Origin of the sequence: Pseudomonas sp. V88_4 (genome assembly GCF_029967985.1) — a bacterium.
GTDB classification, from domain to species: Bacteria; Pseudomonadota; Gammaproteobacteria; order Pseudomonadales; family Pseudomonadaceae; genus Aquipseudomonas; species Aquipseudomonas glycinae.
The window spans coordinates 12947-38981 of sequence record NZ_JASCAF010000003.1; the positions used below are offsets into that span (position 1 = coordinate 12947).

22 protein-coding genes are annotated in these 26035 nt (G+C 62.2%); 15 read left to right on the forward strand and 7 right to left on the reverse strand.

Features of this window, described 5'->3' with window-relative positions; genetic code table 11:
• Positions 1-53: 53 nt before the first annotated feature.
• Positions 54-2807, reverse strand: a complete 2754-nt coding sequence (locus tag QLG12_RS05555) for a response regulator (protein ID WP_064383560.1) — start codon at positions 2805-2807, stop codon at positions 54-56.
• A gap of 216 nt (positions 2808-3023) precedes the next feature.
• Between QLG12_RS05555 and QLG12_RS05560 the strand changes: the two genes are divergently transcribed.
• The 7 genes from QLG12_RS05560 to QLG12_RS05590 all read left to right on the forward strand — a co-directional run bounded on the left by QLG12_RS05560 (position 3024) and on the right by QLG12_RS05590 (position 11451).
• Positions 3024-3746, forward strand: a complete 723-nt coding sequence (locus QLG12_RS05560; protein WP_197869217.1) for a response regulator transcription factor — start codon at positions 3024-3026, stop codon at positions 3744-3746.
• Positions 3733-5157 (forward strand): sensor histidine kinase, encoded by a 1425-nt coding sequence (locus QLG12_RS05565; protein ID WP_282474091.1) that lies wholly within the window; start codon positions 3733-3735, stop codon positions 5155-5157. Before QLG12_RS05560 ends, QLG12_RS05565 begins: the two co-directional genes overlap by 14 nt.
• Before the next feature lie 141 nt (positions 5158-5298).
• Complete coding sequence (gene cysM / locus QLG12_RS05570) at positions 5299-6201, forward strand: cysteine synthase CysM (RefSeq protein WP_197869232.1); 903 nt, start codon at positions 5299-5301, stop codon at positions 6199-6201.
• Entirely contained in the window at positions 6201-7586 is a 1386-nt protein-coding gene (rlmD, locus tag QLG12_RS05575; RefSeq protein WP_282474092.1) for a 23S rRNA (uracil(1939)-C(5))-methyltransferase RlmD, read from the forward strand. Before cysM ends, rlmD begins: the two co-directional genes overlap by 1 nt.
• 88 nt (positions 7587-7674) lie before the next feature.
• Positions 7675-9918 carry a GTP diphosphokinase gene (relA, locus tag QLG12_RS05580; RefSeq protein WP_085745095.1) on the forward strand — a complete coding sequence of 748 codons (2244 nt, stop codon included), beginning with the start codon at positions 7675-7677 and terminating at the stop codon, positions 9916-9918.
• A gap of 130 nt (positions 9919-10048) precedes the next feature.
• Positions 10049-10882, forward strand: coding sequence for a nucleoside triphosphate pyrophosphohydrolase (gene mazG, locus QLG12_RS05585; RefSeq protein ID WP_197869231.1), 834 nt, complete (start codon positions 10049-10051; stop codon positions 10880-10882).
• A 26-nt stretch (positions 10883-10908) separates the two neighbouring features.
• Complete coding sequence (locus QLG12_RS05590) at positions 10909-11451, forward strand: DUF2058 domain-containing protein (RefSeq protein WP_011335479.1); 543 nt, start codon at positions 10909-10911, stop codon at positions 11449-11451.
• Positions 11452-11548: 97 nt separating this feature from the next.
• Here the strand turns inward: QLG12_RS05590 and QLG12_RS05595 are convergent, their stop codons facing one another.
• From QLG12_RS05595 to QLG12_RS05620, 6 genes are all read right to left on the reverse strand, one after another.
• Positions 11549-11737 carry a hypothetical protein gene (locus QLG12_RS05595; RefSeq protein WP_039772867.1) on the reverse strand — a complete coding sequence of 63 codons (189 nt, stop codon included), beginning with the start codon at positions 11735-11737 and terminating at the stop codon, positions 11549-11551.
• Positions 11738-12118: 381 nt separating this feature from the next.
• Positions 12119-13339 carry a beta-ketoacyl-ACP synthase I gene (gene fabB / locus QLG12_RS05600; RefSeq protein ID WP_007957797.1) on the reverse strand — a complete coding sequence of 407 codons (1221 nt, stop codon included), beginning with the start codon at positions 13337-13339 and terminating at the stop codon, positions 12119-12121.
• 11 nt (positions 13340-13350) lie between these two features.
• Positions 13351-13866 carry a 3-hydroxyacyl-[acyl-carrier-protein] dehydratase FabA gene (gene fabA / locus QLG12_RS05605; RefSeq protein ID WP_003227150.1) on the reverse strand — a complete coding sequence of 172 codons (516 nt, stop codon included), beginning with the start codon at positions 13864-13866 and terminating at the stop codon, positions 13351-13353.
• Positions 13867-14113: 247 nt separating this feature from the next.
• Positions 14114-16015: an ATP-binding protein gene (locus tag QLG12_RS05610; RefSeq protein WP_282474093.1), complete on the reverse strand. Its 1902-nt coding sequence runs from the start codon at positions 16013-16015 to the stop codon at positions 14114-14116.
• On the reverse strand, positions 16012-16944 hold the full coding sequence (locus tag QLG12_RS05615) for an ABC transporter substrate-binding protein (protein WP_282474094.1): 933 nt from the start codon (positions 16942-16944) through the stop codon (positions 16012-16014). Before QLG12_RS05615 ends, QLG12_RS05610 begins: the two co-directional genes overlap by 4 nt.
• The gene (locus QLG12_RS05620) at positions 16945-19068 is read right to left on the reverse strand and encodes a TonB-dependent receptor (RefSeq protein ID WP_282474095.1); all 2124 of its coding nucleotides are present in this window, start codon (positions 19066-19068) and stop codon (positions 16945-16947) included.
• A gap of 196 nt (positions 19069-19264) precedes the next feature.
• Here QLG12_RS05620 and QLG12_RS05625 point away from each other — a divergent pair, with 196 nt between their 5' ends.
• From QLG12_RS05625 to QLG12_RS05660, 8 genes are all read left to right on the forward strand, one after another.
• A complete protein-coding gene (locus tag QLG12_RS05625; RefSeq protein ID WP_197869211.1) occupies positions 19265-20290 on the forward strand; it encodes an NAD(P)H-dependent glycerol-3-phosphate dehydrogenase in 1026 nt (341 codons plus the stop codon).
• Between the two features lie 18 nt (positions 20291-20308).
• Positions 20309-20656, forward strand: coding sequence for a DUF4389 domain-containing protein (locus tag QLG12_RS05630; RefSeq protein WP_011335474.1), 348 nt, complete (start codon positions 20309-20311; stop codon positions 20654-20656).
• A complete protein-coding gene (gene sixA / locus QLG12_RS05635; RefSeq protein WP_085655763.1) occupies positions 20653-21105 on the forward strand; it encodes a phosphohistidine phosphatase SixA in 453 nt (150 codons plus the stop codon). The genes QLG12_RS05630 and sixA overlap by 4 nt, the downstream gene beginning before the upstream one ends.
• 81 nt (positions 21106-21186) lie before the next feature.
• On the forward strand, positions 21187-22842 hold the full coding sequence (locus QLG12_RS05640; RefSeq protein ID WP_282474096.1) for an AMP-binding protein: 1656 nt from the start codon (positions 21187-21189) through the stop codon (positions 22840-22842).
• 31 nt (positions 22843-22873) lie between these two features.
• On the forward strand, positions 22874-23317 hold the full coding sequence (locus QLG12_RS05645; RefSeq protein ID WP_007957810.1) for a hotdog fold thioesterase: 444 nt from the start codon (positions 22874-22876) through the stop codon (positions 23315-23317).
• Between the two features lie 118 nt (positions 23318-23435).
• The gene (locus QLG12_RS05650; RefSeq protein ID WP_282474097.1) at positions 23436-24242 is read left to right on the forward strand and encodes an alpha/beta hydrolase; all 807 of its coding nucleotides are present in this window, start codon (positions 23436-23438) and stop codon (positions 24240-24242) included.
• The gene (locus QLG12_RS05655; protein WP_282474098.1) at positions 24239-25093 is read left to right on the forward strand and encodes an alpha/beta hydrolase; all 855 of its coding nucleotides are present in this window, start codon (positions 24239-24241) and stop codon (positions 25091-25093) included. The genes QLG12_RS05650 and QLG12_RS05655 overlap by 4 nt, the downstream gene beginning before the upstream one ends.
• 127 nt (positions 25094-25220) lie before the next feature.
• The gene (locus QLG12_RS05660) at positions 25221-26027 is read left to right on the forward strand and encodes a DUF4892 domain-containing protein (protein ID WP_064383534.1); all 807 of its coding nucleotides are present in this window, start codon (positions 25221-25223) and stop codon (positions 26025-26027) included.
• Positions 26028-26035: the final 8 nt, after the last annotated feature.

The window sequence follows — 26035 nt, forward strand, 5'->3', positions numbered from 1 at the left end:
AATTCACCCGCGACAACTGTAGCCGCGTCGGCGTTGATCGGTATTGCCGTGGATCAGGCGCTGATCTTCGCCTGGGCTGCCAGACGATTGATCGCCCGGTCCAGCTCGTCCAGCGCGGTCGAGGCCTTGGGATCGTCCTGCTTGAGCAGGGTTTCGCTGCGCTGGCAGGCGGCGCGCAATTGCGGTACACCGCAGTAACGAGTGGCGCCATGCAGGCGGTGCACCCGTTCAAGCAGAGCGTTCTGATCCTGATGGTCGCGGGCGGTGCGGATGGCTTCCCGGTCGGCTTCGAGCGAGGCCAGCAGCATCGCCAGCATGTCCGCCGCCAGATCCGCCTTGCCGGCAGCCAGGCGCAAACCTTCTTCGTGATCGAGAATCGGCAGTTCCTGATTGCCCAGCAGGCTTTCACCGCCTCGGTCCGGCGCCTGATTGCGCAGTGCAAGACCCGTCCACTTCAGCACGACCTGCGCCAGTTGCCGCTCGCTGATCGGCTTGGTCAGGTAGTCGTCCATGCCGCTTTGCAGCAGCGCGCGTTTTTCATTGGCCATGGCGTGGGCGGTGAGGGCGACGATCGGCAGCGGTGTGCAATGGCGCTCGCTTTCCCACTGGCGAATGGTTTCGGTGCTCTGGCGTCCGTCCATGCCGGGCATCTGCACATCCATCAGCACCAGATCGAAGCTTTCGCTTTGTACCGCCTTGACCGCGGCGTAACCGCTTTCCACGGCCAGCACCTTGGCGCCCATGTCTTCGAGCAGGGTCTGCACCAGCAACAGGTTGGCCGGGTTGTCATCGACACACAGCACTTTCGGCGCGCGGCTCGACAGCGGTTCGCCCGGTTCGCTGCGCGACTGGCGCGGGTTGACCATGTCCGACAGCGCCCGACGGAGTTTGCGAGTGCAGGCCGGTTTCGATTGCAGCTGGCTGTGAGGGTTGGGCACCGAAAGGTGATACAGCGTCAGCTCGGTGGTCGGGCACAACACCAGCACCCGGCAACCGAGGTGCTCAAGGTCCCAGATATGCTGGTTCAGGCGTTCCGGCGGCATGTCGTTACTGGTGATGCCGAGCACGGCCAGATCGATGGCCTGATCGGTCTGATGGGCGCCTGTGACGCCGTTGGTCAGGCTTTCCAGGGTATTGAACGGCGTGACGTCGAGGCCGCAGTCTTCCAGTTGATGCTGCAGTGCCTGACGCGCCAGCTCGTGATTTTCCAGCACCGCCACCCGGCGCCCGAGCAATGGCGCGGCGGGCAGGTCTTCGGCATCGTCGCGGGTCTTGGGCAGGTTCAGGCTGATCCAGAATTCCGAGCCTTCACCCGGCGTGCTGTCGACGCCGATTTCGCCGCCCATCTGTTCGATCAGACGCTTGGAAATCACCAGCCCCAGACCGGTGCCGCCGGGTTGGCGCGACAGCGAGTTGTCGGCCTGGCTGAAGGCCTGGAACAACGCGCGCACGTCCTGGTTCGACAGGCCGATACCGGTGTCCTGAATGCTGATGCGCAACTGCACGCTGTCATCGTTTTCTTCTTCGAGCATGGCGCGAGCAACGATGGTGCCTTCGCGGGTGAACTTGATCGCGTTGCTCACCAGATTCGTCAGGATCTGCTTGAGTCGCAGCGGATCGCCGACCAGCGACAGCGGCGTGTCGCGGTACACCAGACTCACCAGTTCCAGCTGCTTGGCGTGGGCAGCGGGGGCGAGGATGGTCAGGGTGTCCTGCAACAGGTCGCGCAGGTTGAACGGAATATGGTCGAGCACCAGTTTGCCGGCCTCGATCTTGGAGAAATCGAGGATCTCGTTGATGATCCCCAGCAGGCTGTCGGCGGACTTTTCGATGGTGCCCAGGTAGTCGAGCTGGCGCGGGGTCAGCTCGCTTTTCTGCAACAGGTGGGTGAACCCGAGAATGCCGTTGAGCGGTGTGCGGATCTCGTGGCTCATGTTGGCGAGGAATTCGGATTTGATCCGGCTCGCTTCCAGCGCTTCCTTGCGGGCCAGGTCCAGTTCGATGTTCTGGATCTCGATGGTTTCCAGGTTCTGGCGCACGTCTTCGGTAGCCTGATCGACGCTGTGCTGCAATTCTTCCCGGGCGTTTTGCAGGGTGCCGGCCATGCGGTTGATGCCGGACGCCAGTTCATCCAGCTCCTGACTGCCCAATGGCGGCAGGCGGGTTTCCAGGTGACCGTCCTTGAGCTGCGCGACGGCCTGTTTGATCTGGCTCAGCGGGCGGTTGATCGTGCGGCCCATGCGCAAGGCCAGCAAGGCAGCGCCGGCCAGCCCCGCGCCAATCAGCAACAGACTGGCGAACAGGCTCCGATAGCCGCGCAACAACATACCGTTGTGCGACAGCTCCAGTTCCACCCAACCGAGTAAACGGTCGGACTCTTGCGGGATCAGCTCGCCGGCGAGGTTGCGGTGTTTGCCGAAGACCGGCAGCAGATAGCGGGTGGCGTCGTTGCCGCTGCGTCGCAGCAAATGCGCGCTGTCGCCGCTCGGCGCCTGATTGAGCATGGTCGGACCGGCGTGGGCGAGGGGCGAGCGATCGGGCGCGAGGAAGGTCACGGCGCGCACGTCCGGTTGTTCGAGGGACTGGGTGGCGATGCGCTCGAGCAATTCGGCATCGCCGTGGCCCATGGCCGGTGCTACCAGCGGGGCCAGTTGCTCGGCGATCATTTCGCCGCGCTGCATCAATTGGGCTTGCAGGTCGGACTGCTGCGTCCAGGTGAAATACCCACCCAGCACCAGTGCCATCAGGCTGGTCGGCAACAGGGTCAGCAGCAACACGCGACCTTTGATTCCCAGTTTCTTGAGCACGCCTTTCTCCTGCATCCCGCTGATTGTTGACTCACACGTGCGTCCGGCACGCGGTATCGGCGCAGTGTAGCGATTTGCTCAGGGACGTTGTCGGGAAAAATGATGTCGTTGTTCTTCGCTTGGGCACCTGTCATCTGTCCGACAGGTCAAGCTTGGGTTGCCGGGCGCGGGGCAATCTTGAATAATCGCCCAACTGAGAATTATTTGCAGATAGTCATGACTCCTGTCTCCATTGGCCAACCCCGCATTCTTTCCATCGAAGACGACCCTGTCCTCGGTGCCTATGTCCATGAACATCTGGGCCGCAGCGGCTTTCAGGTCACCTGGTGCCAGAACGGCAGCGAAGGCTTGAGTATCGCCCGGCGCCAGCCGTTCGATGTGGTGTTGATGGACATTCTGTTGCCGGGGCTCGATGGACTGAATGTCCTCACCCAGCTGCGTGAGAGCCATTCCACCCCTGTGTTGCTGATGTCGGCCCTCGGTGCCGAGGCCGACCGCATCAGCGGGTTCCGCCTTGGCGCCGATGACTATTTGCCCAAACCCTTCAGCATGGCCGAGCTGCATGTGCGCATTGAAGCGATCCTGCGCCGGGTTGCCCTTGATCGTCGCCCGACGGCCGTCACCCCGGTGCTGCCCGTCGGCGGGCTGCGTTTCGACGACGAGCAGTGCGAGGTGTTTTACCTCGATCAGCCCGCCGGCCTGACCCGCAGCGAGTACCGCCTGCTGGAAACCCTCAACCGCAACGACGAGGAAGTGCTGAGCAAGGCCTTCCTTTATCAGCATGTTCTTCAGCGCGGTTATGCGGCCCACGATCGCAGCCTTGATATGCACATCAGCCAGATTCGCCGCAAACTCAAGTCGGTCGGCTACACCGAGCGCGAAGTGCGCACGGTGTGGGGCAAGGGTTACGTTCTGAGTGCCGTCGATGAAAGTGTCTGACGTGCCGGGCCGGCACTCGCTGTTCTGGAAGCTCGCCTGCCTGCTGGTGGCGTTCTGTCTGCTGATGATCTGGCTGAGCTGGTCCTGGGGCCGGTACATGGAGCAGCGCAATCAGTTCCTCTCCGATGACGCCCGTCGCACGTTGAGCCGGTATGCCGCCGAGGCCGAGCGCGCCTGGCAGCAGGGTGAGCGCGATGGCATCGACAGCTGGTTGCAAAGCATGGAGCTGCGCGAGGCCGGCTGGGTCGGCGTGATCGGCGGCCATCTGCAGTCGCTGGGCAGCCAGCCGTTCAACGCTCAAGAGCTCCAGCACCTGACCTTCTTGCGCGGCCTCGACTGGCCGATTCACAAAGAGGGTCGGCCGTGGCTGCGCGTACCGTTCCCCAGTGACCCGACTGCCGGCAGTCTGGTGATCGAGTTGCCCGAGCGATTCCTGCCGGGGAAATACCGGGTGTTCTGGCGGGTCATCACCAACGGGGTGATTCCAGGTCTGTTCACCTTGCTGCTGTGCGTCGGCCTGTATCGCCTGCTGGTGGTGCCGCTGAACAATCTGCGCGAGCAGGCCAATGCCTGGCGTGCCGATCAATTGAATGTGCGGTTGTCGAGCGGCATCACCCAGCGCCCCGATGAACTCGGCGAACTGGCCCGCGCCTTCGACTCGATGTCCGAACGCCTGCAATCCACCGTGGCCCTGCAACAGCAACTGCTGCGCGACCTGTCCCACGAACTGCGCACACCCCTGAGCCGGCTGCGAGTTGCCAGCGAAAGCGAGCAGCAGCTGCAACCGTTGCGCGAACGCATCGGTCGCGAAGTCGACGTGATGCAGCGACTGGTGGAGGACACCCTGCAACTGGCCTGGCTCGATACTGAACGCGCACCGTTGCCGGACGAAGCGATCCAGATTCAGGCGCTGTGGGAAATGCTCACGGAAAACGCCTGCTACGAAAGCTGCTGGCCGGCCGAGCAGTTGCAGTGCGGCATTGAAGCGTCCTGCTGGGTGCGCGGCAATCTCAACACCCTGGCCCAGGCCCTGGAAAACATTCTGCGCAACGCCATTCGTCATTCGCCACCGGGCGGCATTGTGCGGCTCGACGGTCGGCGGGATGGCGATTACTGGCACCTGTGGCTGGAGGACGAGGGCGGCGGCGTGGCCGAGGCGGATCTTGAGCGGATCTTTTCGCCGTTCACCCGACTCGATGGTTCGCGGCCGGGGGACGGTGGATTTGGTTTGGGACTGAGCATCGCGAGGAACGCGGTGCAACGCCAGGGCGGAACATTGTGGGCCGAGAATGGCCCGTCGGGATTGCGCTTGAATCTGCGCTTGGTGGCGGATGACAGTGCTGTCGCTCCCGACGTCTTCGCTGGCAAGCCAGCTCCCACAGTGGACATGAGCCGCCCGCGGATTGTGTGAGCGGCACAGGAGAGTCTCACCACTGGCGCGACTTTTACTGCTTATTCCAAGAAACCATAAGCACCACACTTTGCGTGATATGGCCTGCGCAGGTTTGCCGGTATGATAGGCGCCCCCGCTGTCCGGATTGCGAAAAACGCCATGACCTTGCAGTACCCAACCATCGCCGATTGCGTCGGCAACACGCCGCTGGTGCGTTTGCAGCGCCTACCCGGTGTCACCAGCAACACCCTTTTGCTCAAGCTCGAAGGGAACAACCCGGCGGGTTCGGTCAAGGATCGTCCGGCGCTGTCGATGATCACCCGTGCCGAGTTGCGCGGGCAGATCCACGAAGGCGATACGCTGATCGAAGCGACCTCGGGCAACACCGGGATCGCCCTGGCGATGGCCGCCGCGATCAAGGGTTACAAGATGATCCTGATCATGCCGGACAACTCCAGCGCCGAGCGTAAAGCGGCGATGACCGCTTACGGCGCAGAGCTGATTCTGGTCAGCCAGGAAGAGGGCATGGAAGGCGCTCGCGATCTCGCCCAGCGGATGGAAGCCGAAGGCCGTGGCAAGGTGCTGGATCAGTTCGCCAACGGCGACAATCCTGAAGCGCACTACACCACCACCGGCCCGGAAATCTGGCGTCAGACCCAGGGCTCCATCACCCATTTCGTCAGCTCCATGGGTACCACCGGCACCATCATGGGCGTGTCGCGTTACCTCAAGGAGCAGAACGACAAGGTGCAGATCGTCGGTCTGCAACCGATGGAAGGCTCGGCCATTCCCGGCATCCGCCGCTGGCCGCAGGAATACCTGCCGAAGATCTATCAGGCCGACCGCGTCGACCGCATCGTCGACATGGCGCAAAGCGAGGCCGAAAACGTTACCCGGCGTCTGGCCCGCGAAGAAGGCATCTTCTGCGGCGTGTCCTCGGGCGGTGCGGTGGCAGCGATGCTGCGCCTGTCCAGAGAAGTTGAAAACGCGGTGATCGTTGCGATTATCTGCGACCGTGGCGACCGTTACTTGTCGACCGGCATTTTCGACGCGCCCAACTGATGGCCAAGCACGAGAGAGGCCTGCGCTTCCAGCCCACCGGCGGCAGCAAGGCCCCGCAAATCCCGACCGGCAAAAAGCAGCGCCTGAGCATCGAGCGCCTTGCCAATGACGGTCGCGGCATCGCGTTTTTTGAAGGCAAGACCTGGTTCGTCCTCGGCGCTCTGGCGGGTGAGGAGGTCGAAGCGCGGGTGCTCGGCGCCCACGGCAAAGTGGTCGAGGCGCGCACCGAGCGTGTGTTCAGCGCCAGTGAATTGCGTCGCCCCGCACCGTGCCAGCATGCCGGCCGTTGCGGCGGTTGCAGCGTCCAGCATTTGCCCCACAACGAACAGCTTGCCCTGAAACAGCGCATGCTCGCCGAGCAGTTGTCGCGAGTCGCCGGTGCCGAGCCCGAGGAGTGGGCCGCGCCGTTGACCGGTCCCGAATTCGGCTATCGTCGCCGCGCCCGGATCGCCGTGCGCTGGGACAGTAAGGCCAAAAAGCTTGAAGTCGGTTTCCGTGCCGCCGGCAGCCAGGACATCGTCGCGATCAGCGAATGCCCGGTGCTGGTACAGCCCTTGCAGCCGATCATGACCCGCTTGCCGGAGATGCTGCGTCGCTTGAGCAAGCCTCAGGCGCTGGGGCATGTCGAATTGTTCAGTGGCTCGTCGCTCGCCGTTCTGCTGCGTCACATGGCGCCGCTGTCCGAGGCCGACCTGACGATCCTCAAGGATTTCTGCGCGTTCCATGAAGCGCAGCTCTGGCTGCATGGCGAAGGCGAGCCGCAGCCGGTAGAGGATGCACAGTCGCTCGGTTACCGCCTGGAGCAATGGGATCTGCAACTGGCTTATCGGCCGGGGGATTTCATCCAGGTCAACGCCGGGGTCAACGAGGCCATGGTCGCCCAGGCGCTGGAGTGGTTGAAACCGACAGCGGATGAGCGCGTGCTCGACCTGTTCTGCGGTCTCGGCAACTTTGCCTTGCCGCTGGCAAAAGCTGCGCGTGAAGTGGTGGCGGTCGAAGGCGTGCAGACCATGGTCGATCGCGCGGCGGCCAATGCTGCCAGCAACAATTTGCATAACACAAAGTTTTTTCAGGCCGATTTATCCCAGCCTTTGACCGATGCCGAGTGGATCGGAAACGGCTTTTCTGCGGTACTCTTGGACCCACCGCGCGACGGTGCTTTCGAGGTGGTGCGCAAGCTGGCGGCCTTGGGCGCCAAACGGTTGGTGTACGTGTCGTGCAACCCTGCAACTCTGGCGCGCGATACGGTCGAATTGATCAAGCAGGGCTACCGGTTAAAACGTGCCGGGATTCTCGATATGTTTCCTCAGACGGCACATGTCGAGGCCATGGCGTTATTTGAAGCGAGCCAGGATGGCTCGTCTGATCCGACTGGTCGTCCGTAGCGCTCGCCTTGGCCCCGCGAGCGCGAACGGGCATTGACGGTCAGTGATTTGACGCATTGAATCTGCGTCGTAGGGAAGGTAAAGCAAGATGGTACAGGTGAGAGCACACCAGCCGATCAACACTGACGGCAGTATCAATCTCGAGGCTTGGCTCGATCATGCGGTCAGTGTCGATCTGGCACTGGATCGCGAAGCCTTGAAAGAGGCCTGCGAGTACGCTCGCCAGGCCGAGCAACAGTCCAATGCGGCGAAGAATCTCTGGTCCGAAGGCAGTGGCAGTTTCAGCACCGGCCTCGAGATCGCCGAGATTCTCGCCGACCTCAAGCTCGATCAGGACTCGCTGGTTGCCGCGGTTCTGTATCGCGGCGTACGCGAAGGCCAGATCGAACTCGCGGCGGTCAGCCAGCGCTTCGGCCCGGTGGTCGCCAAGCTGATCGACGGCGTGCTGCGCATGGCGGCAATCAGTGCCAGCCTCAGCCCCCGCCAGTCGATGGTGCTCGGCACCCAGGGCCAGGTGGAAAACCTGCGCAAGATGCTGGTGGCGATGGTCGACGACGTGCGTGTCGCGCTGATCAAGCTCGCCGAACGCACCTGCGCGATCCGCGCGGTGAAAACCGCCGACGACGAAAAGCGTAACCGGGTCGCCCGGGAAGTGTTCGACATCTATGCGCCGCTCGCGCATCGACTCGGCATCGGCCATATCAAATGGGAACTGGAGGACTTGTCCTTCCGTTACCTGGAACCCGATCAATACAAACAGATCGCCAAGCTGCTGCATGAGCGGCGGCTCGATCGTGAGCGTTTCATCGCCGATGTGATGACCCAGCTCAAGGACGAACTGCAGGCCACCGGCGTCGAAGCCGACATCAGCGGTCGGGCCAAACACATCTATTCGATCTGGCGCAAAATGCAGCGCAAGGGTCTGGAATTCAGCCAGATCTATGACGTGCGTGCGGTGCGCGTGCTGGTGCCGGAAATGCGCGACTGCTACACCGCGCTCGGCATCGTCCACACCCTGTGGCGGCATATCCCGAAAGAGTTCGACGACTACATCGCCAACCCGAAAGAGAACGGCTACCGCTCGCTGCACACAGCGGTGATCGGCCCGGAAGGCAAGGTGCTGGAAGTCCAGATCCGGACCCATTCGATGCACGAAGAGGCCGAGCTCGGCGTCTGCGCGCACTGGCGCTACAAGGGCACCGACGTCAAGTCCGGCTCGAACCACTACGAAGAGAAAATCTCCTGGCTGCGTCAGGTCCTCGAGTGGCACGAAGAGCTGGGCGACATCGGTGGTCTGGCCGAACAGCTGCGGGTCGATATCGAGCCGGACCGGGTCTACATCTTCACCCCGGACGGTCACGCCATCGACTTGCCGAAGGGCGCGACGCCGCTGGATTTCGCCTACCGCGTGCACACCGAAATCGGTCATAACTGCCGTGGCGCGAAGATCAACGGGCGCATCGTTCCGCTCAACTACAGCCTGCAGACCGGCGAGCAGGTCGAGATCATCACCAGCAAGCACGGCACGCCGAGCCGTGACTGGCTGAACCCTAACCTGGGCTACGTCACCACGTCCCGGGCGCGGGCGAAGATCGTGCACTGGTTCAAGTTGCAGGCGCGCGATCAGAACGTCGCGGCGGGCAAGACCCTGCTCGAACGCGAACTCAGTCGCCTCGGCCTACCGGCGGTGGATTTCGACAAGCTGGCCGACAAGGCCAACATGAAAACCGCCGAAGACATGTTCGCCGCTCTCGGGGCCGGCGACCTGCGTCTGGCGCAGCTGGTCAACCTGGCGCAACAGCTGGTCGAGCCGGAACGCGGCAACGAACAGCTGGAACTGATCCCGCGCAAGGCCACCGGCTACAAACCGGGCAAGCGCGGCGACATTCAGATCCAGGGCGTCGGCAATCTGATGACCCAGATGGCCGGCTGCTGCCAGCCGTTGCCGGGCGATGCGATCGTCGGTTACATCACCCAGGGCCGTGGCGTGAGCATTCACCGTCAGGACTGCGCCTCGGTGCTGCAACTGGCCGGGCGCGAGCCGGAGCGGATCATCCAGGTCAGCTGGGGCCCGGTGCCGGTGCTCACCTATCCGGTGGACATCGTCATTCGTGCCTACGACCGTTCCGGTCTGCTGCGTGACGTTTCGCAGGTGCTGCTCAACGAGCGGATCAACGTGCTGGCGGTCAACACCCGCTCTAACAAGGAGGACAACACCGCGCTGATGTCCCTGACCATCGAGATTCCGGGTCTGGACGCGTTGGGGCGGTTGCTGGGGCGGATTTCCCAGTTGCCGAACATCATCGAAACGCGGCGTAACCGTACGCCTTGAAGAGCAACCCCGATCAACTGTGGGAGCTGGCTTGCCAGCGATTGCATCACCTCGATTCTCCTGAACTCCGAGGTGCCTGCATCGCTGGCAAGCCAGCTCCCACAAGGTTTTGTGGTGAGACAGATAAATGATGTACAGCCTTGAAGACCTGCTGCACCTGATGAACCGTCTGCGCGACCCGCAGTACGGTTGCCCGTGGGACATCAAGCAGACTTACGCGACCATCGTCCCGCACACCCTTGAAGAGGCCTACGAAGTCGCCGACGCCATCGAGCGCGGCGACTTCGACCATTTGCAGGGCGAGTTGGGCGATCTGCTGTTTCAGGTGGTGTATTACAGCCAGCTGGCGCGGGAGGAGGGGCGGTTCGAATTTGCCGGGGTGGTCGACAGCATCACTCGCAAGCTGATCCGTCGCCATCCGCACGTGTTCCCCACTGGCGATCTGTATGCGCCGCTGGACGTGCCGCGTCTGAACGAGGAGCAGGTCAAGCAGCGCTGGGAGGAGATCAAGGCCGAAGAACGCGCCGAGCAATCCGCCGAGCCGCAGCAGCTGTCACTGCTCGACGATGTGCCGGCTGCGTTGCCGGCACTGTCCCGCTCGGCCAAGTTGCAGAAGCGCGCAGGGCAGGTCGGTTTTGACTGGCCGGATGCCTTGCCGGTGCTGGACAAAGTGCGTGAAGAACTCGATGAAGTGCTCGAAGCCATGTCCGAAAATGACCCGCAAGCGGTGGCTGACGAGATCGGCGATCTGTTGTTTTCGGTGGTCAATCTGGCCCGGCACCTGAAGGTCGATCCGGAAACCGCGTTGCGTGGCGCCAACGCCAAGTTCGAACGACGTTTCCGTTTTATCGAACAGGCATTGCGCGATACCCACCGACCCATGGAAGATTGCACCCTCGAAGAGTTGGACGCCCTGTGGGGCGAAGCCAAACGTCAGGAAAAGAATTCGCCCAGCTGTGGCTGAGCCGTTGCCCAAGTGAGTAAGCATCAATGAGCCTTTCCCTTCGCGACCAGTTGCTCAAGGCAGGACTGGTCAACCAAAAGCAGGCCAAACAGGTCAGCAAAGACAAACAGAAACAACAGCGCCTGGCCCACAAAGGCCAGATCGAACTGGACGACTCCCAGCAGCGTGCTGCCCAGGAAGCCATGGCCGAGAAGGTCAAGCGCGACCAGGAGCTGAACCGTCAGCAGCAGGAGAAGGCCGAGGCCAAGGCCCGCGCTGCGCAGGTCAAGCAGTTGATCGAAGTCTCGCGTCTGCCAAAGCTGACCACCGAGGACTACTACAACTTCGTCGACGACAAGAAGGTCAAGCGCATCTCCGTCAACACGCTGATGCGCAACAAGCTCAGCAGCGGCTCGCTGGCGATCGTGCACCATGCCGGCGGCTACGAAGTGATTCCTCGTGAGGCGGCCCTGAAGATCCAGGAGCGCGATCCACAGCGCATCGTGCAGCTCAACGAGAAGGTCGAAGAGGTTAATGCCGAGGACGATCCGTACGCGGCCTATGTGATCCCTGATGATCTGATGTGGTAATCGGGTCTTGCCGGGCTGCGAAGCGGCCCTGAAGCACCCAACAACGACAAACCCCGCTCATGGCGGGGTTTGTCGTTATCAATGCTGTGGTTTTGCTTCAGGCGGATTTCCGATCCCGCTGCTGTTCCTGCAGTTCCAGTTCGGCCTTGTAGTTGTGGGCGTCGATCTCGTTGTGGAACATGCCGACCAGCAAGTCTTGTTGATGCACATCCCAGATCCGTACGCCGGCGGCTACGCCTTCATGGGACATGTGTGAATCGTCGCGTTCAGTTACTTTTACAGTCATCTGCTAGCTCCAAATCTCAAGTTATCTGCAGCAAGGCGTGTGCAGGACTCTGTTATAGATTTTGTTAGCCTGCTAAGTAAACGTCCGATTCGTGCAATGTATTCTTGCGAAATCTGCAACAGCGCTGGAGCCCGCAGAAACCGCGACATTCAGTCGCAGGGCGGTAAGTTGCATGACAAACGTTTCATCTTCAGACGCCCCAAGACCCCTGTGGGAGCTGGCTTGCCAGCGATTGCGGAGTGTCAGTTGGCATGGCTGTTTGCAGTGCCGACGTCATCGCTGGCGAGCCAGCTCCCACAGGGATAAGCGCCTTTCTCAAGGCGAAAAAAAAACGCCCCGAACCAGTCGGGGCGTTTTCATGTGTGGCTCAGCGGGAGGGAATTACTTGCCTTCCCAACGCTTCAGCACGAGGGTGGCGTTGGTGCCACCGAAGCCGAAGCTGTTGCTCATCACGGTGTTGATGGTGGCGTTCTCGCGGGTCTTGGTCAGTACCGGCAGATCGGCCACTTCAGGGTCCAGTTCGTCGATGTTGGCCGAACCGGCGATGAAGTTGCCTTCCATCATCAGCATGCAGTAGATCGCTTCGTGAACGCCGGCGGCGCCCAGGGAGTGACCCGACAGGCTCTTGGTGGAGCTGATGGCCGGGGCCTTGTCGCCGAACACTTCACGCACACCTTTCATTTCCGCGACGTCGCCGACCGGAGTCGAAGTGCCGTGGGTGTTCAGGTAGTCGATCGGGGTATCGACGGTGGACAGCGCCTGCTGCATGCAGCGGATCGCGCCTTCGCCGCTCGGGGCCACCATGTCGTAGCCGTCGGACGTTGCGCCGTAGCCAACGATTTCCGCGTAGATTTTCGCGCCACGGGCCAGAGCGTGTTCCAGCTCCTCGACCACCACCATGCCGCCACCGCCAGCGATGACGAAACCGTCACGGTCCGCGTCGTAGGCGCGGGAGGCTTGTTCAGGGGTATCGTTACGCTTGCTGGACAGAGCGCCCATGGCGTCGAACAGGAACGACTGGCTCCAGTGCTCCTCTTCACCGCCGCCGGCGAACACGATGTCCTGCTTGCCCATCTGGATCTGTTCCATGGCGGTACCGATGCAGTGAGCACTGGTGGCGCAGGCAGAAGCGATGGAGTAGTTCAGGCCCTTGATCTTGAACGGCGTGGCCAGGCAGGCCGAAACGGTGCTGCTCATGGTCCGCGTTACACGGTATGGGCCGACGCGCTTGACGCCTTTCTCGCGCAGGATGTCCAGCGCTTCCATCTGGTTCAGGGTCGACGCGCCGCCGGAACCTGCGATCAGGCCGGTACGCGGGTTGGACACTTGCTCTTCGGTCAGACCGGAGTCGGCGATGGCGTCTTTCATGGCCAGGTAGGCGTAAGCCGCTGCGTGGCCGACGAAGCGATAGATCTTGCGATCGATCAGCTCTTCAAGGTTGAGGTCGATGGAGCCGGAAACCTGGCTACGCAGACCCATTTCGGCGTATTCCGGGTTGAACCGGATGCCAGGGCGGCTTGCACGCAGGTTAGCGGAGACGGTCTCTTTGTCATTGCCCAGGCACGAAACGATGCCCAGACCAGTGATAACGACGCGGCGCATGCGAATAACCCTTAGAAGTTGTCAGTGGAGGTGAACACGCCGACGCGAAGGCCTTCGGCGGTGTAGATTTCGCGACCGTCGACAGTCACCGAACCGTCGGCGATGGCCAGGTTCAGCTTGCCCTTGAGGACGCGCTTGATATGAATGTTGTAGGTGACTTTCTTGGCGGTCGGCAGGACCTGGCCGAAGAATTTCACTTCGCCCGAACCCAGCGCACGGCCACGGCCCGGCAGGCCTTGCCAGCCCAGGAAGAAGCCGACCAATTGCCACATGGCGTCCAGACCCAGGCAGCCCGGCATCACCGGATCGCCTTCGAAGTGGCACGCGAAGAACCACAGGTCAGGGTTGATATCCAGCTCGGCGACCAATTCACCTTTGCCGTACTTGCCGCCTTCTTCGCTGATCAGGGTGATGCGATCCACCATCAGCATGTTCGGGGCGGGCAGTTGCGCGTTACCTGGGCCGAACAGCTCACCGCGACTGCAGCGCAGCAGGTCTTCCCGAGTAAAGGCGTTTTGTTTGGTCATGCGAGCTCCTCAATAATCCCATGCGGCAGGTGGGGCAAATCTTCCCGGCCGATCGACGCGTTCATGCCTCGAACCGGCAGCCTACTCATAGACTATTGCGTTGTGGTGAAAGTCACAGCACCAAGGACATGAATGTACACTTGTGCACTGAAATTTTTAATCAAGCCCCTTTTGAGGCTCGTTCGGGTGCCTAAGACTGCCGCACTTTCGCTTTTCACGCCAGTCGCAGATGCTCGAAAGGGCCCCGTTACTGCACCCATCGCTGCAGAATCTGCTGCAGATCATTGCGTTTGAATGGCTTGGCCAGGTAATCGTTCATGCCCGCCGCGAGGCAGTTTTCCCGGTCGCCCTGTAAAGCATTGGCGGTCAGGGCGATGATCGGCACCTGGCCGCAGCCGGGCAGCTGCCGGATCTGCCGGGTCGCTTCGTAACCGTCGATCAGCGGCAAGCGGCAATCCATCAGGATCGCTTCGAAACGGCTGTCCCCGGCACTGCGCACCGCCTGCACGCCATCGGCGGCGACGCTGACGGTAAAGCCCAGGCTGCGCAACATCGCTTCGATCACCGTCTGGTTGACCGGGTTGTCCTCGACCAGCAGCACATTTCGGCCTTCGCCGTGACTTGCACCGTTCAATGTGCGCGGTGCGGCAAGCGCGGGCAGCGCCTGCTTATATAGGGCCAGTGGTATTTCCAGGGTGAACACCGAGCCGCGACCTTCTTCACTCTGGGCGCGCAAGGTGCCGCCCATCCGTTCGGCGAGCGTGCGGGCAATCGGCAGGCCCAGACCGGTGCCGCCATATCGACGGGAAATCGAGCTGTCAGCCTGCTGGAACGCGTTGAACATCAGTTCCAGGCTCTCTGACGAAATGCCGATGCCGCTGTCACGCACCGCGCAGGTGAACCACAGCAATTCGTGATCCAGCGATTGCCATTGCGCCTCGATGCTGACGCGCCCCTGCTCGGTGAACTTCAAGGCATTGCCCACCAGGTTGACCAGAATCTGCCGGATCCGCGTCGGATCGCCCTGTACCTGCAAGTCGTGCATGTCATCGGGGATCCGCAGTTGCAGGGCCAGCCCGCGTTGCGCCGCGCTGTGCTGGAAGGAATGGGCGCAGGCGCCGATCAGGTCGGCGAGGTTGAACGGAATGTGCTCCAGCTCCAGTTCCGAACGCTCGATGCGCGAGAAATCCAGAATGTCGTTGATCACCTTGAGCAAATGCTCGGTGGACTCGGAAGCCAGCGCCGCATACTCGACCTGCTCTTCGGTCATGTCGGTGGTTTCCAGCAACTGCAGCATGCCCAGCACGCCGTTCATCGGGGTGCGCAGCTCATGGCTCATCATCGCCAGGAAATCCGATTTCGCGTTGTTGGCTTTCTCCGCCTCTTCGCGGGTCTGGATCAGTTGCGCCATCGCCTGATGCTGCTCGCGGCTGGCCTGCTCCAGCGCCTGGGCCAGGTTGTTGATGTGCTGGGACAGGGCGCCCAGTTCGGTGTCGTCGACAATTGGCAGTGGGGTCTTGTAATCGCCGTCCTGAATCGCCTTGACCGCATTGCCGATGTCTCGGATCGGCTGCGACAGACTCCCGGCCAGTCGCCGCGCCAGAACAAAGGTGAAGAGCAGGGCGAACAACGCGAGAATCCCGGCCTTGAGCAAAATTTCCTGTTGGCGCTGACTGAACGCGTCATTCGACAGACCGACGATCACCCGTCCCAGATAGTCCTCGCTGGCCACGCCGGGGCTGCTCTTGCCGTCCTGAAAGAAATCGTTGTGCAAGGCGATGCGTTGCAGCCGTACCGGCGCCTGGAACACCTCGACCTGATGCGGGCGGTTGTGCGCATCCGCCGGTTGTTCAACGTACGCCAGAATCCGGTTGGCGCTGTCCTGCACTTCCAGGAACCGCACGTTCGGCGTGGCCAATGTGGCCTTGAGCAGGCTTTCCAGTACTTCGTTGTTGCCGGAAATCACCCCGTACTCGGTGGCTGGTGCGAGTTGGTTGGCGATCAGTTGGCCGGTGTGGTTCAGCTCCTGACGCAAATCCTGAATGCGCACGAAGGTGAAAAAGCTGATCAGCAGCAAGGTCAGCAACAGCGCAGGGCCCAGGCTGATCAACTGGGTGCGGGTGTTGATGTCCCAACGGCGGAAAATCATGGGCGGCGCTCTCCTTCGGCCAGTTCTGCGGCGACAGACGCCTCATTGATCGGTTCTATCCCTAAGGAACGAGCCACCTGCGCATTACTTGAGACTTTAAAACGCCCGGGGTAGAGCGTGCGCGGCCAGGTGGCCGGGGGCCGGTCGAGCAATTCGTCGAGCACGGCCAGCCAGTCGTTCTGATCGCTGTAAGTACTGGCCAGGCTACCGGCACGGACGAACGCGATATTCGGCCCAACCAGCGCCAGTTGCCGAGAGTAACTGCTGAGCAACAGGTTTTTTGCGGTTTTCGGGTTGTAAAGATCGGGATCGTCGAGGCCCAGCAAGACGTCGCTGTTTTTCAGCACGGTCTGCAAGGGGCGGCTGTCGTGGGTGTTGTCCCAGCGTTGCGGGACGATTTGCAGACTCAGCGGCTGGGCGGCCGATTGCAGCTCCTTTAGCAGAAACTCACTGTGCTGGTCGAACAGCACGCCGACGCGTGCGGCCTGGGGCAGAATCCGCCGGATCAATTGCAACTGACGACTCAGCGGTGGATCGGCCCACAGCAGACTCAAGTGGGGGGGGTGTGCTTCGCCGAAGCGTTGCCGGGCCTGCAAACGGCTGATACGCAGGACCAGAGTCGCGGGCCCCTGGCTTTCCTGCATGCGCCAGTCGAGACTCGGCAGATCGAGCAGGATCAGGCGCAGGCTCGACGGCAACTTGCCCGGCGCCGGCAGGCTGGCCAGCGGCTGGAAATGCACGCGGTCGGTGGGGCGCAGTTCGCTCAGGGCCTGGACGAAGGACTGCACGCCGGGGCTTTCTTCGGCGCCGGTCAGCAGAATGTCGGCCGCCTGCACCGCCACACCATGCAGCCATGCTGTCAGGAACAGACACAGCCCGGCCAGCCATTGGCCGAGCGTTGGCATCTTCCGTGACATGGCGTAACGCATCTAGAACTCCAGCTCGGCGCTGAAATACACCACGCGGCGTTCGTCGTAATTGTTGTCGACAAAGGTGGTCGGCTCATGATCGAGGCGTTGCTGCAGCACCCCGGCCAGTTGCAGTTGGGCCTTGCCCAGGGCGATGTGTTTGGCAATCCGCGTATCGACCCGCTCGAAGCGGTAACCGTTGAGCGCGTTGTCACCGTAATAGAAAAGGGCACTGTTCCAGCCGTGGCCCCAATCGCGCAGCCAACCCGCCGAGCCGCTGTTGCGTGCGGTGAATTGCTGATCCAGCGGATTGCTTGCCTCGGCGTCGACGAACGCGTAGGTCAGGCGCAAGCGGTCGGCCGCACTCAGGCGCCAGTCCAGTTGCGTCTCGGTGCCGCGAAAGCGCGAATTGTTGGCGTTGCTGGCGATGTACTGATTGTTGCGCAGCGGCTCGCTGATCATCCCGGTGATTTCGTCGTAGAACAGCTTCACGTCCAGCGCCAGGCCCCACTCCGGGAAGAAGCCGTTGTAGCCCAGTTCCCGCGAGCGCATGTGCTCCTGGTCGAGATCGCCGGGGCCCCGGGTCTTGACGAAGTAGCGGGCCGAAGACTGGCCATAGGCGGCGGGCCGCAGGTTGGTCACCTGATAACTCCAGTTGACGTTGTTCTCGAACATGTCCGGCGAACGGATGGCTTCCGAGTACACCGCGCGCAGGCTGTGGCGCGGGTTGAACAGGTAGTTGACCGCAAACCGGGGCGTCAGTGAGCTGCCGATCAATTGCGTGTCTTCGAACATGGCGCCGCCCTGTAGCAGCCAGTGTTCGCTGGCGCGCCATTCGAGCTGGCCGAAGGCGCGCCAGGTGGTGTCGTCCAGCGTGCCGTTGAAATAGGTCTCGGAATCGGCCCGGTCGTAACGATAGTTCAGGCCGCTGACCAGACGCAGGCTATCGGACAGGCTGAGGGTGTCCTGCAACTCCAGGTCGTAGCGCGATTCCCGGGCACTCTGGTCGATGTCGCCGCACAGGGTCTGGCGCGCACCGTTGCGCCACTGGTCCAGCACCTGATTGGCCAGGGTCATTTCCTGCGGTGTACCGGCGGGTGCGCCGGGGCCGGTGAACAGCGTCATGTTGCGCGCCAGGCGTTCGGTGTAGTTCGGGTTGAGCTGCCACAGCTCCGTCAGCTGCGGGCTAAACGACACTTCGGCGTCACAGGCGCGCCAGGTCTGCTGGCGATCCCAGTGTTGCGCCGAGCCTTGCACGTAAAGGCTGTGATCGGGATTGAGGTCCAGGTTCCAGCGCACCGAACCGGCGTAGTCCTTGGCAACCACGTCGGAATTGTTCCCGGCAGCGGTAATTCCGGAGAACACCGGGCGGTAGGTGTAAGGCCGCTGATTGGTCCCGTCCTTGGCGTTGACCTGCCAGTCCAGGCTCTGGTTGTCGCTCAGGGTCTGGCTGACCGCGAGACTGAAGCGGTTCAAGCGGCGGTTGTCGCGGTAATCGGCGCCAGTGCGATCGCTGTCGAAGCCGTCGTCTTCCTGGCCGGACAGTGACAGACGCAGATCGCCGCCATTCCAGCCGGTACTCTGGCTGGCGTAGAAGTCGTTGATGCCGCGTTGGCCGCGCGTCAGCTTCAGCCGTGTGCCGTGGCTGTCCGCCGGGTTGCGGGTGATGATGTTGACCACCGCCATCAGCGCGTTGGCGCCGTAGCTGACGGTGTTCGGGCCGCGAAAGACTTCGATGCGCTCGATGTCTTCCATGGCCACCGGAATGTCGCTCCAGTCCACCGTGGCCAGACCGGCGCGGTACACCGAGCGGCCGTCGATCAGCACTTGCATGCGCCGGGCTTCAGTGGCGTTGGTTCCGTGATAATTCACCACGGCCTGATTGCCGCTGATGTTGCCGACCATCATCCCCGGCACCAGTCGCAGCAGTTCACTGATGTCCCGGGCGCCACTGGCGCTGATCAGTTCGTTGTCGAGCACGGTCATGCTGCCGGGGACTTCCGCCGGCGACTGTTTCAACCGCGTGGCGGTCAGGATTTGCGGCAAGGCCTCACTGTCGACAAACAGGTCGTCCGCCAGCAGCACCGGGCTGAACAGCAGCGCCAGCAGCAAGGACGAACGCGGGGAAGGGGGGCCAGAAAACACGACGCAGCCTTGAAAGCAAAGAATTGGCGCGCATGTTAACCGAGGTCGACGACTTTTCCAGTCACGTTGCAGGCATTTTCCTCGGTTTTATTGGTCTTCTTCCTACAAGTGCGGGTAATTGACGCCGGGGCTGTCCGAGAAGGGGACGCTCCGTATAATGCCGGCATCGCCACTGGTATGGATTAACGGATTACATATGACTGAACAGCGCCCGATTGCGGTCCTGGGAGGCGGAAGTTTCGGTACCGCCGTGGCCAATCTGTTGGCCGAGAACGGCCATCAAGTCCGGCAGTGGATGCGTGACCCCGAGCAGGCCGAGGCCATCCGGGTCAATCGCGAAAACCCGCGTTACCTCAAAGGCATCAAGATTCTGCCGGGCGTGACCGCGGTCACCGACCTGCAGGAAACCCTCGACGCCTGCGATTTGTGTTTTGTGGCGTTGCCGTCCAGCGCACTGCGCACGGTGCTGGCGGCACATGCCGAACGCCTGAGCGGCAAGATGCTGGTCAGCCTGACCAAAGGCATCGAAGCGCAGACCTTCAAACTGATGAGCCAGATTCTCGAAGAAATCGCCCCGCAGGCGCGCATCGGCGTGCTGTCCGGGCCGAACCTTGCGCGGGAGATCGCCGAACACGCGCTGACCGCCACCGTGGTCGCCAGCGAAGATGAAGAACTCTGCAAAGCCGTGCAGGCCGCATTGCATGGCCGCACTTTCCGCGTCTACGCCAGCGCCGACCGTTTCGGCGTCGAGCTGGGCGGCGCACTGAAAAACGTCTACGCGATCATCGCCGGCATGGCGGTGGCGCTGGAGATGGGCGAGAACACCAAGAGCATGCTGATCACTCGCGCCCTGGCCGAGATGACCCGGTTTGCGGTGAATCAGGGCGCCAACCCGATGACCTTCCTCGGTCTGGCCGGTGTCGGCGACCTGATCGTCACTTGCTCGTCGCCGAAAAGCCGCAACTACCAGGTCGGTTTTGCCCTCGGTCAGGGCTTGAGCCTCGACGAAGCGGTGTCGCGCCTGGGTGAGGTGGCCGAAGGGGTGAACACCCTGAAAGTGCTCAAGGCCAAGGCCCAAGAGGTTGGCGTCTACATGCCGCTGGTCGCCGGACTGCATGCAATCCTGTTCGAAGGGCGCACGCTTGAGCAGGTGATCGGTCTGCTGATGCGTGCCGAACCGAAAACCGATGTCGACTTTATTTCCACCAGTGGTTTCAACTGATTCAGCAGGGAGCAGGCCATGAACGATCCGAAAACCGAAGCCAAATATGAATCCATCCTCCTGCGGGTGTTGTGGATGATTGTTTACATCCTGGTCTGGCAGGTAGCGCAGTTCATCCTCGGCGCGGTGGTGCTGGTGCAGTTGATCTATCGTTTGATCTATGGCGCGCCGAGCGCCAGCCTGATGAATTTCGGCGACAGCCTGAGCCAGTTTCTGGCGCAGATCGGCCGTTTCGGCAGCTTCCACAGCGACCAGAAACCGTGGCCGTTCGCCGACTGGCCTGCGCCGCGTACGCCGGAAGGTGAGGCGCCACACGTCGTCGCGCCGGCACCGCATCCGGTTCGGGATGAGGAACCCAAGCTATGAAACTCTGGGTATTGCGTCACGGTGAGGCCGAGCCCTACGGCTCGCGGCCAGATTCCGAGCGGGAGCTGACCGCCCACGGTCGCCAGGAAGTGTTGAGCAGCGCGGCCCGTTTGATCGGCCAGCCGCTGACCGCCATCTACGCCAGCCCGTACCTGCGGGCCCAGCAGACGGCACAACTGGTGCGCGAGGCCTTGGGTTTCGAGCCGGAGATCCGCACGGTCGAGTGGCTGACCCCGGAAGTTGACCCGGACCGCGTGGCCGAGCAACTGGTGTCGGTGAGCAACGTGCTGCTGGTCAGCCACAATCCGCTGGTGGGCAATCTGCTCAGCTACCTGCAACACGGTGCGGGCTATCCGCCGGAAAAGGTCAGCACCGCCGGGCTGGCCGAGCTCGAACACAGCGAGTTGCTGATCGGCTCGATGACGCTCAACAGCCTTAAACATCCCTGAAATTTTTTGTATGAAATAGTCAACCAAGCACTTGCTTGGTTGACTACGCTTGCTCCAGACCAAAAAACAGGAGCGAGTCGAATGTCTTCCGCCTTCCGTTTGCCGCTGGACGTGTTTTACGAACGCGAGGCCCGGCACCCGCGTCAGCGTTTTCTGGTGCAGCCGATCGGCGGCGGGCAGGTCGAGACACTGACCTGGGCCGACGTCGGCCATCAGGCTCGCTGCGCGGCGCACTGGCTGCTATCCCGGGAATTGCCGCCAGGCAGCCACATCGCCCTGATCTCGAAAAACTGCGCACACTGGATCATCGCTGATCTGGCGATCTGGATGGCCGGGCACGTTTCGGTGCCGCTCTATCCGAACCTCACCGCCGAATCCGTGAATCAGGTGCTGACCCACTCGGAAAGCGTGCTGGCGTTCATCGGCAAGCTCGATGACTGGCCGGGTATGTCGCCAGGCGTGCCGGCGGGCCTGACCACCGTCAGCCTGCCGCTGCATCCGCCGGGTACGTTCGATTTCAATTGGGACGACCTGCAGCGCAGCTCACCGATCCAGGACGACCCACGTCCCGCCGCCGAGCAACTGGCGACCATCATTTACACCTCCGGCACCACCGGCCAGCCCAAGGGCGTCATGCACAATTTCGCCAACCTCGGGTTTGCGACGACGCGCGGTACGCAGCTGTTCGGCCTCAATGAGAACGACCGGCTGCTGTCGTATTTGCCGCTGTGCCATGTGGCCGAGCGGATGTTCGTCGAACTGGCGTCGATCTACACCGGGCAGACAGTGTTTTTCGCCGAGAGCCTCGACACCTTCCTCGCCGATCTCAAGCGAGCGCGGCCGACGGCGATGTTCGGGGTGCCGCGGATCTGGACCAAGTTCCAGATGGGTGTCTACAGCAAGATCCCGGCGAAACGTCTGGATTTCCTGCTCGGTCTGCCCTTTATCGGCAAGCGGGTCGGTCACAAGGTGTTGGCGGGGTTGGGGCTGGATGCTTTGCGCGTAGCGCTGTCTGGCGCGGCGCCGGTGCCGCTGACCCTGTTGCGCTGGTATCAGAAACTCGGGCTCGACGTGCTGGAGGTCTACGGCATGACCGAAAGCTGCGGGTATTCGCACATCTGTCTGCCGGGGCAATACAAGGAAGGCTGGATCGGCCGGCCGTGTCCTGACGTGGAAGTGCGCATCGATGAGTCCGGTGAAGTGCAGGTGCGCAGCCAGGCGAACATGCTCGGCTATTTCAAGGAGCCGCAGAAAACCGCCGAGACCCTCACCGAAGACGGTTTCCTGCGCACCGGCGACAAGGGCGAGCAGGACGCTCAAGGACGTTTGCGCCTGACCGGGCGGCTCAAGGAAATCTTCAAGACCAGCAAGGGCAAATACGTCGCCCCGGCGCCGATCGAAAACCGGCTGGCGGTGCATTCGCGGATCGAACAGGTCTGCGTGGTCGGCGATGGCCTGAGTGCGCCGCTGGGGTTGTGCGTTCTTTCCGCCGTGGGCCGGGAAGAGCCCCGCGCGCCGCTGCATTCGAGCCTGGAAAAACTGCTGGAGGAGGTCAACGCCGTGCTCGACAAACACGAGCGTTTGCGCCGGCTGGTGGTGGTCAAGGACAGCTGGGCGGTGGAGAACGGGTTCCTCACGCCGACCCTGAAAATCAAACGCAACATCATCGAGGACACCTACGGGGCACGTTTCGAAGAATGGAGCGAGCGCAGCGAGGCGGTGCTGTGGCAGGATTGAGCGTCGATCAAAACAACAAAGGAAGCCTGCGATGACCTTGTGGCGCACCACTCCGAACATCGAGCAGCTGAACGCAATCCAGAAAAACACCATCGGCGAAGTGCTGGACATTCGCTTCGAGTCCTTCGACGAGGAATCGCTGACGGCCAGCATGGTCATCGACCATCGCACCCATCAGCCTTACGGCCTGCTGCACGGCGGCGCCTCGGTGGTGCTGGCGGAAACCGTCGGCTCGATGGCCAGCTACCTGTGCATCGACGCCAGCAAGTTCTATTGCGTGGGCCTGGAAATCAACGCCAACCACTTGCGCGGCCTGCGCAGCGGGCGGGTCACGGCGGTGGCCAAACCGATCCACATCGGCCGTACCACCCACGTCTGGGACATTCGCCTGACCAGCGATGAAGGCAAGGCCAGTTGTGTATCGCGCCTGACCATGGCGGTGGTGCCGCTGGGAGAACAACCGCCGGCACGTTGATGGCGCGAGCGTCATAGCCCTGACCGGACTGTCATCATTCCTGGCAGTTACGGTCATTGCTGTGGGACGCGGTCTTACGGACAATCAACGCCTGTTTTCCGCTCATGGATTTGCCGGTATGCCGCAACCGATCTTCTTCGCCCACGCCAACGGTTTCCCTTCGGGTACCTACGGCAAACTGTTCGCGGCGCTGGCGCCCGAGTACCGGGTCGCGCATCTGGAACAACACGCCCATGACCCGCGTTTCCCGGCGGGTGACAACTGGTACCACCTGGTCGACGAACTCATCCATCACCTGCAACAACAAGATGAACCCGTGTGGGGTGTTGGCCATTCCTTCGGCGGCATGCTGCATTTGCACGCCGCATTGCGTTGCCCTGAACTGTATCGGGGCGTGGTGATGCTCGATTCGCCGGTGCTGACCCGCACCGATCAATGGGTGATCCGCGCCGCCAAGCGCTTTGGTTTCATCGACAAACTGACCCCGGCTGGCCGCACGCTCGGGCGGCGCGAAGAATTTGCCGACCTGGACAGCGCCCGTGGTTATTTTGCCGGCAAGACGTTGTTCCGCAGCTTTGATCCGGAATGTTTCGATGCCTACCTGCAGCACGGTCTGCACAAGGTCGGCGACAAACTGCGCCTGCGCTTCGATCCTGCAACCGAGATCAGCATCTATCGCGGCGTGCCGCACACCAGTCCTGCGCATACCCGGCAATTGAAAGTACCGCTGGCGGTGGTGCGCGGGCACAAGAGCCGCGTGGTGATGAACCATCACACCCGGTTCGTCGGCCGTCTGCCTCAAGGCGAGTCGCTGACTGTGCCTGGCGGCCATATGTTTCCGCTTGAGCGTCCGCAGGACACCGCGCAATTACTGAAAAACCTGTTCAATCGCTGGGAACACCGACAAGACAAGGACTGCGCATGAACCCGGCCGTCGAAGAAGTGCGCCTGAGCCTGCCGCATATCGAACTGGCGGCGCACCTGTTCGGCCCGGAAGACGGGTTGCCGGTGATCGCCCTGCACGGCTGGCTGGACAACGCCAACAGCTTTGCGCGCCTGGCGCCGAAGCTTAAAGGTTTGCGCATCGTGGCGCTGGACATGGCCGGTCACGGGCATTCCGGGCACCGGCCGAACGGCGCCGGTTACGCACTGTGGGATTACGCCCATGACGTGCTGCAGGTCGCCGAACAGCTGGGCTGGAAACGTTTCGGCCTGCTCGGGCACTCCATGGGCGCGATCGTATCGCTGGTGCTGGCCGGGTCGTTGCCCGAACGCATCACCCATCTGGCGTTGATCGACGGTGTAATTCCTCCTACCGACAAAGGCGAGAACGCCGCCGAGCGCATGGGCATGGCCCTGCAGGCGCAACTCGACCTTCGGGAAAAGCGCAAACCGATGTACAGCACCCTCGACCGGGCCATCGAGGCGCGGATGAAAGGGCTGGTGGCGGTCAGTCGCGAAGCCGCCGAACTGCTGGCCCAGCGCGGTCTGATGCCGGTGCCCGGCGGCTACACCTGGCGCACCGACAACCGCCTGACCCTGCCATCGCCGCTGCGCCTGACCCAGGAGCAGGCCATGGCTTTCGTCCAGCGCATTGCCTGTCCCGCACATTTGGTGGTCGCCGCCGACGGCATGCTGGCCAAACATCCGGAGCTGCTGGAGCGTCTACCCTTTGACCGGGAACAGCTGCCGGGCGGGCACCATCTGCACCTGAACGATGAGGCCGGGGCCGACCTTGTCGCAGACTGTTTCAATCGGTTCTTCGCCATTCCTTGACTTGCTCCCGGCAACTGTCGAGGCTGGGCAGGTTGAAATGGGAGACAACCAAGATGGATTTCTACACCGCTGCGACTTCGAACTGCCCTCAAGGCACCCAGGCCATGCCCCTGCGATGAGCCTGTCCATGCGATCTATCAGTCTGCTGGCGCTGTGCTGTTTCAGTCCCTTTCTATTCGCTGCCGACCTGCCGGGCAGTCAGGACCTGCCGATCGTGCCGCGTGTGGCCGATGCACAGATCGTCGACTATCGCCCCGCCGTGGAGCTGGAGCGGATCTACCCGCTCGGCTCGATCCGCAAGATCAGCGGCCAGTTGCGTTTCGACGGCCAGGTCAGCGCCCGGGGGCAAACCACCTCGGTGACCTATGAATTGCCGCCGGAACATTCCGCCACCGAAGCTTTCACCCTCGCTCGCGAAGCCCTGCAAAAGCAGGACGCCCAGCTGTTGTTCTGGTGCCAGGCCCGGGATTGCGGCGAGAGCAGCCTGTGGGCCAACGAGGTGTTCGGCAACGCCAAGCTGTACGGTGCCGACGAGCAGCAGGCCTATCTGCTGCTGAGGCTCGCGGCCCCGCGCGACAACACGCTGGTGGCGCTGTACAGCATCACCCGCGGCAATCGCAAAGCTTATCTGCACGTTGAACAGTTTGAAGCACTGGCACCGCTCGGTGAACTGCTGCCGACCTCGGCCACGCTGCTGCGGGAACTGAAAAGCACCGGCGAACTGGATTTTCCAAAACTGGCCGGCGATCCGGATGACACATGGTTGCGCTTGCTGTCCCGTGGCTTGAACCTCGACACCACGTTGCGGGTGACGGTGTCCGGGCCCAAGGCCGAGGCCTGGCGGCAGGCGCTGATCGGGCAGGGCGTGCGCGCCGCGCGAATGGAAACCGGCAGTGTCGACGGCGAAGGTCTGCGCATCGATCTGTTGCGATAAGGTGTCTT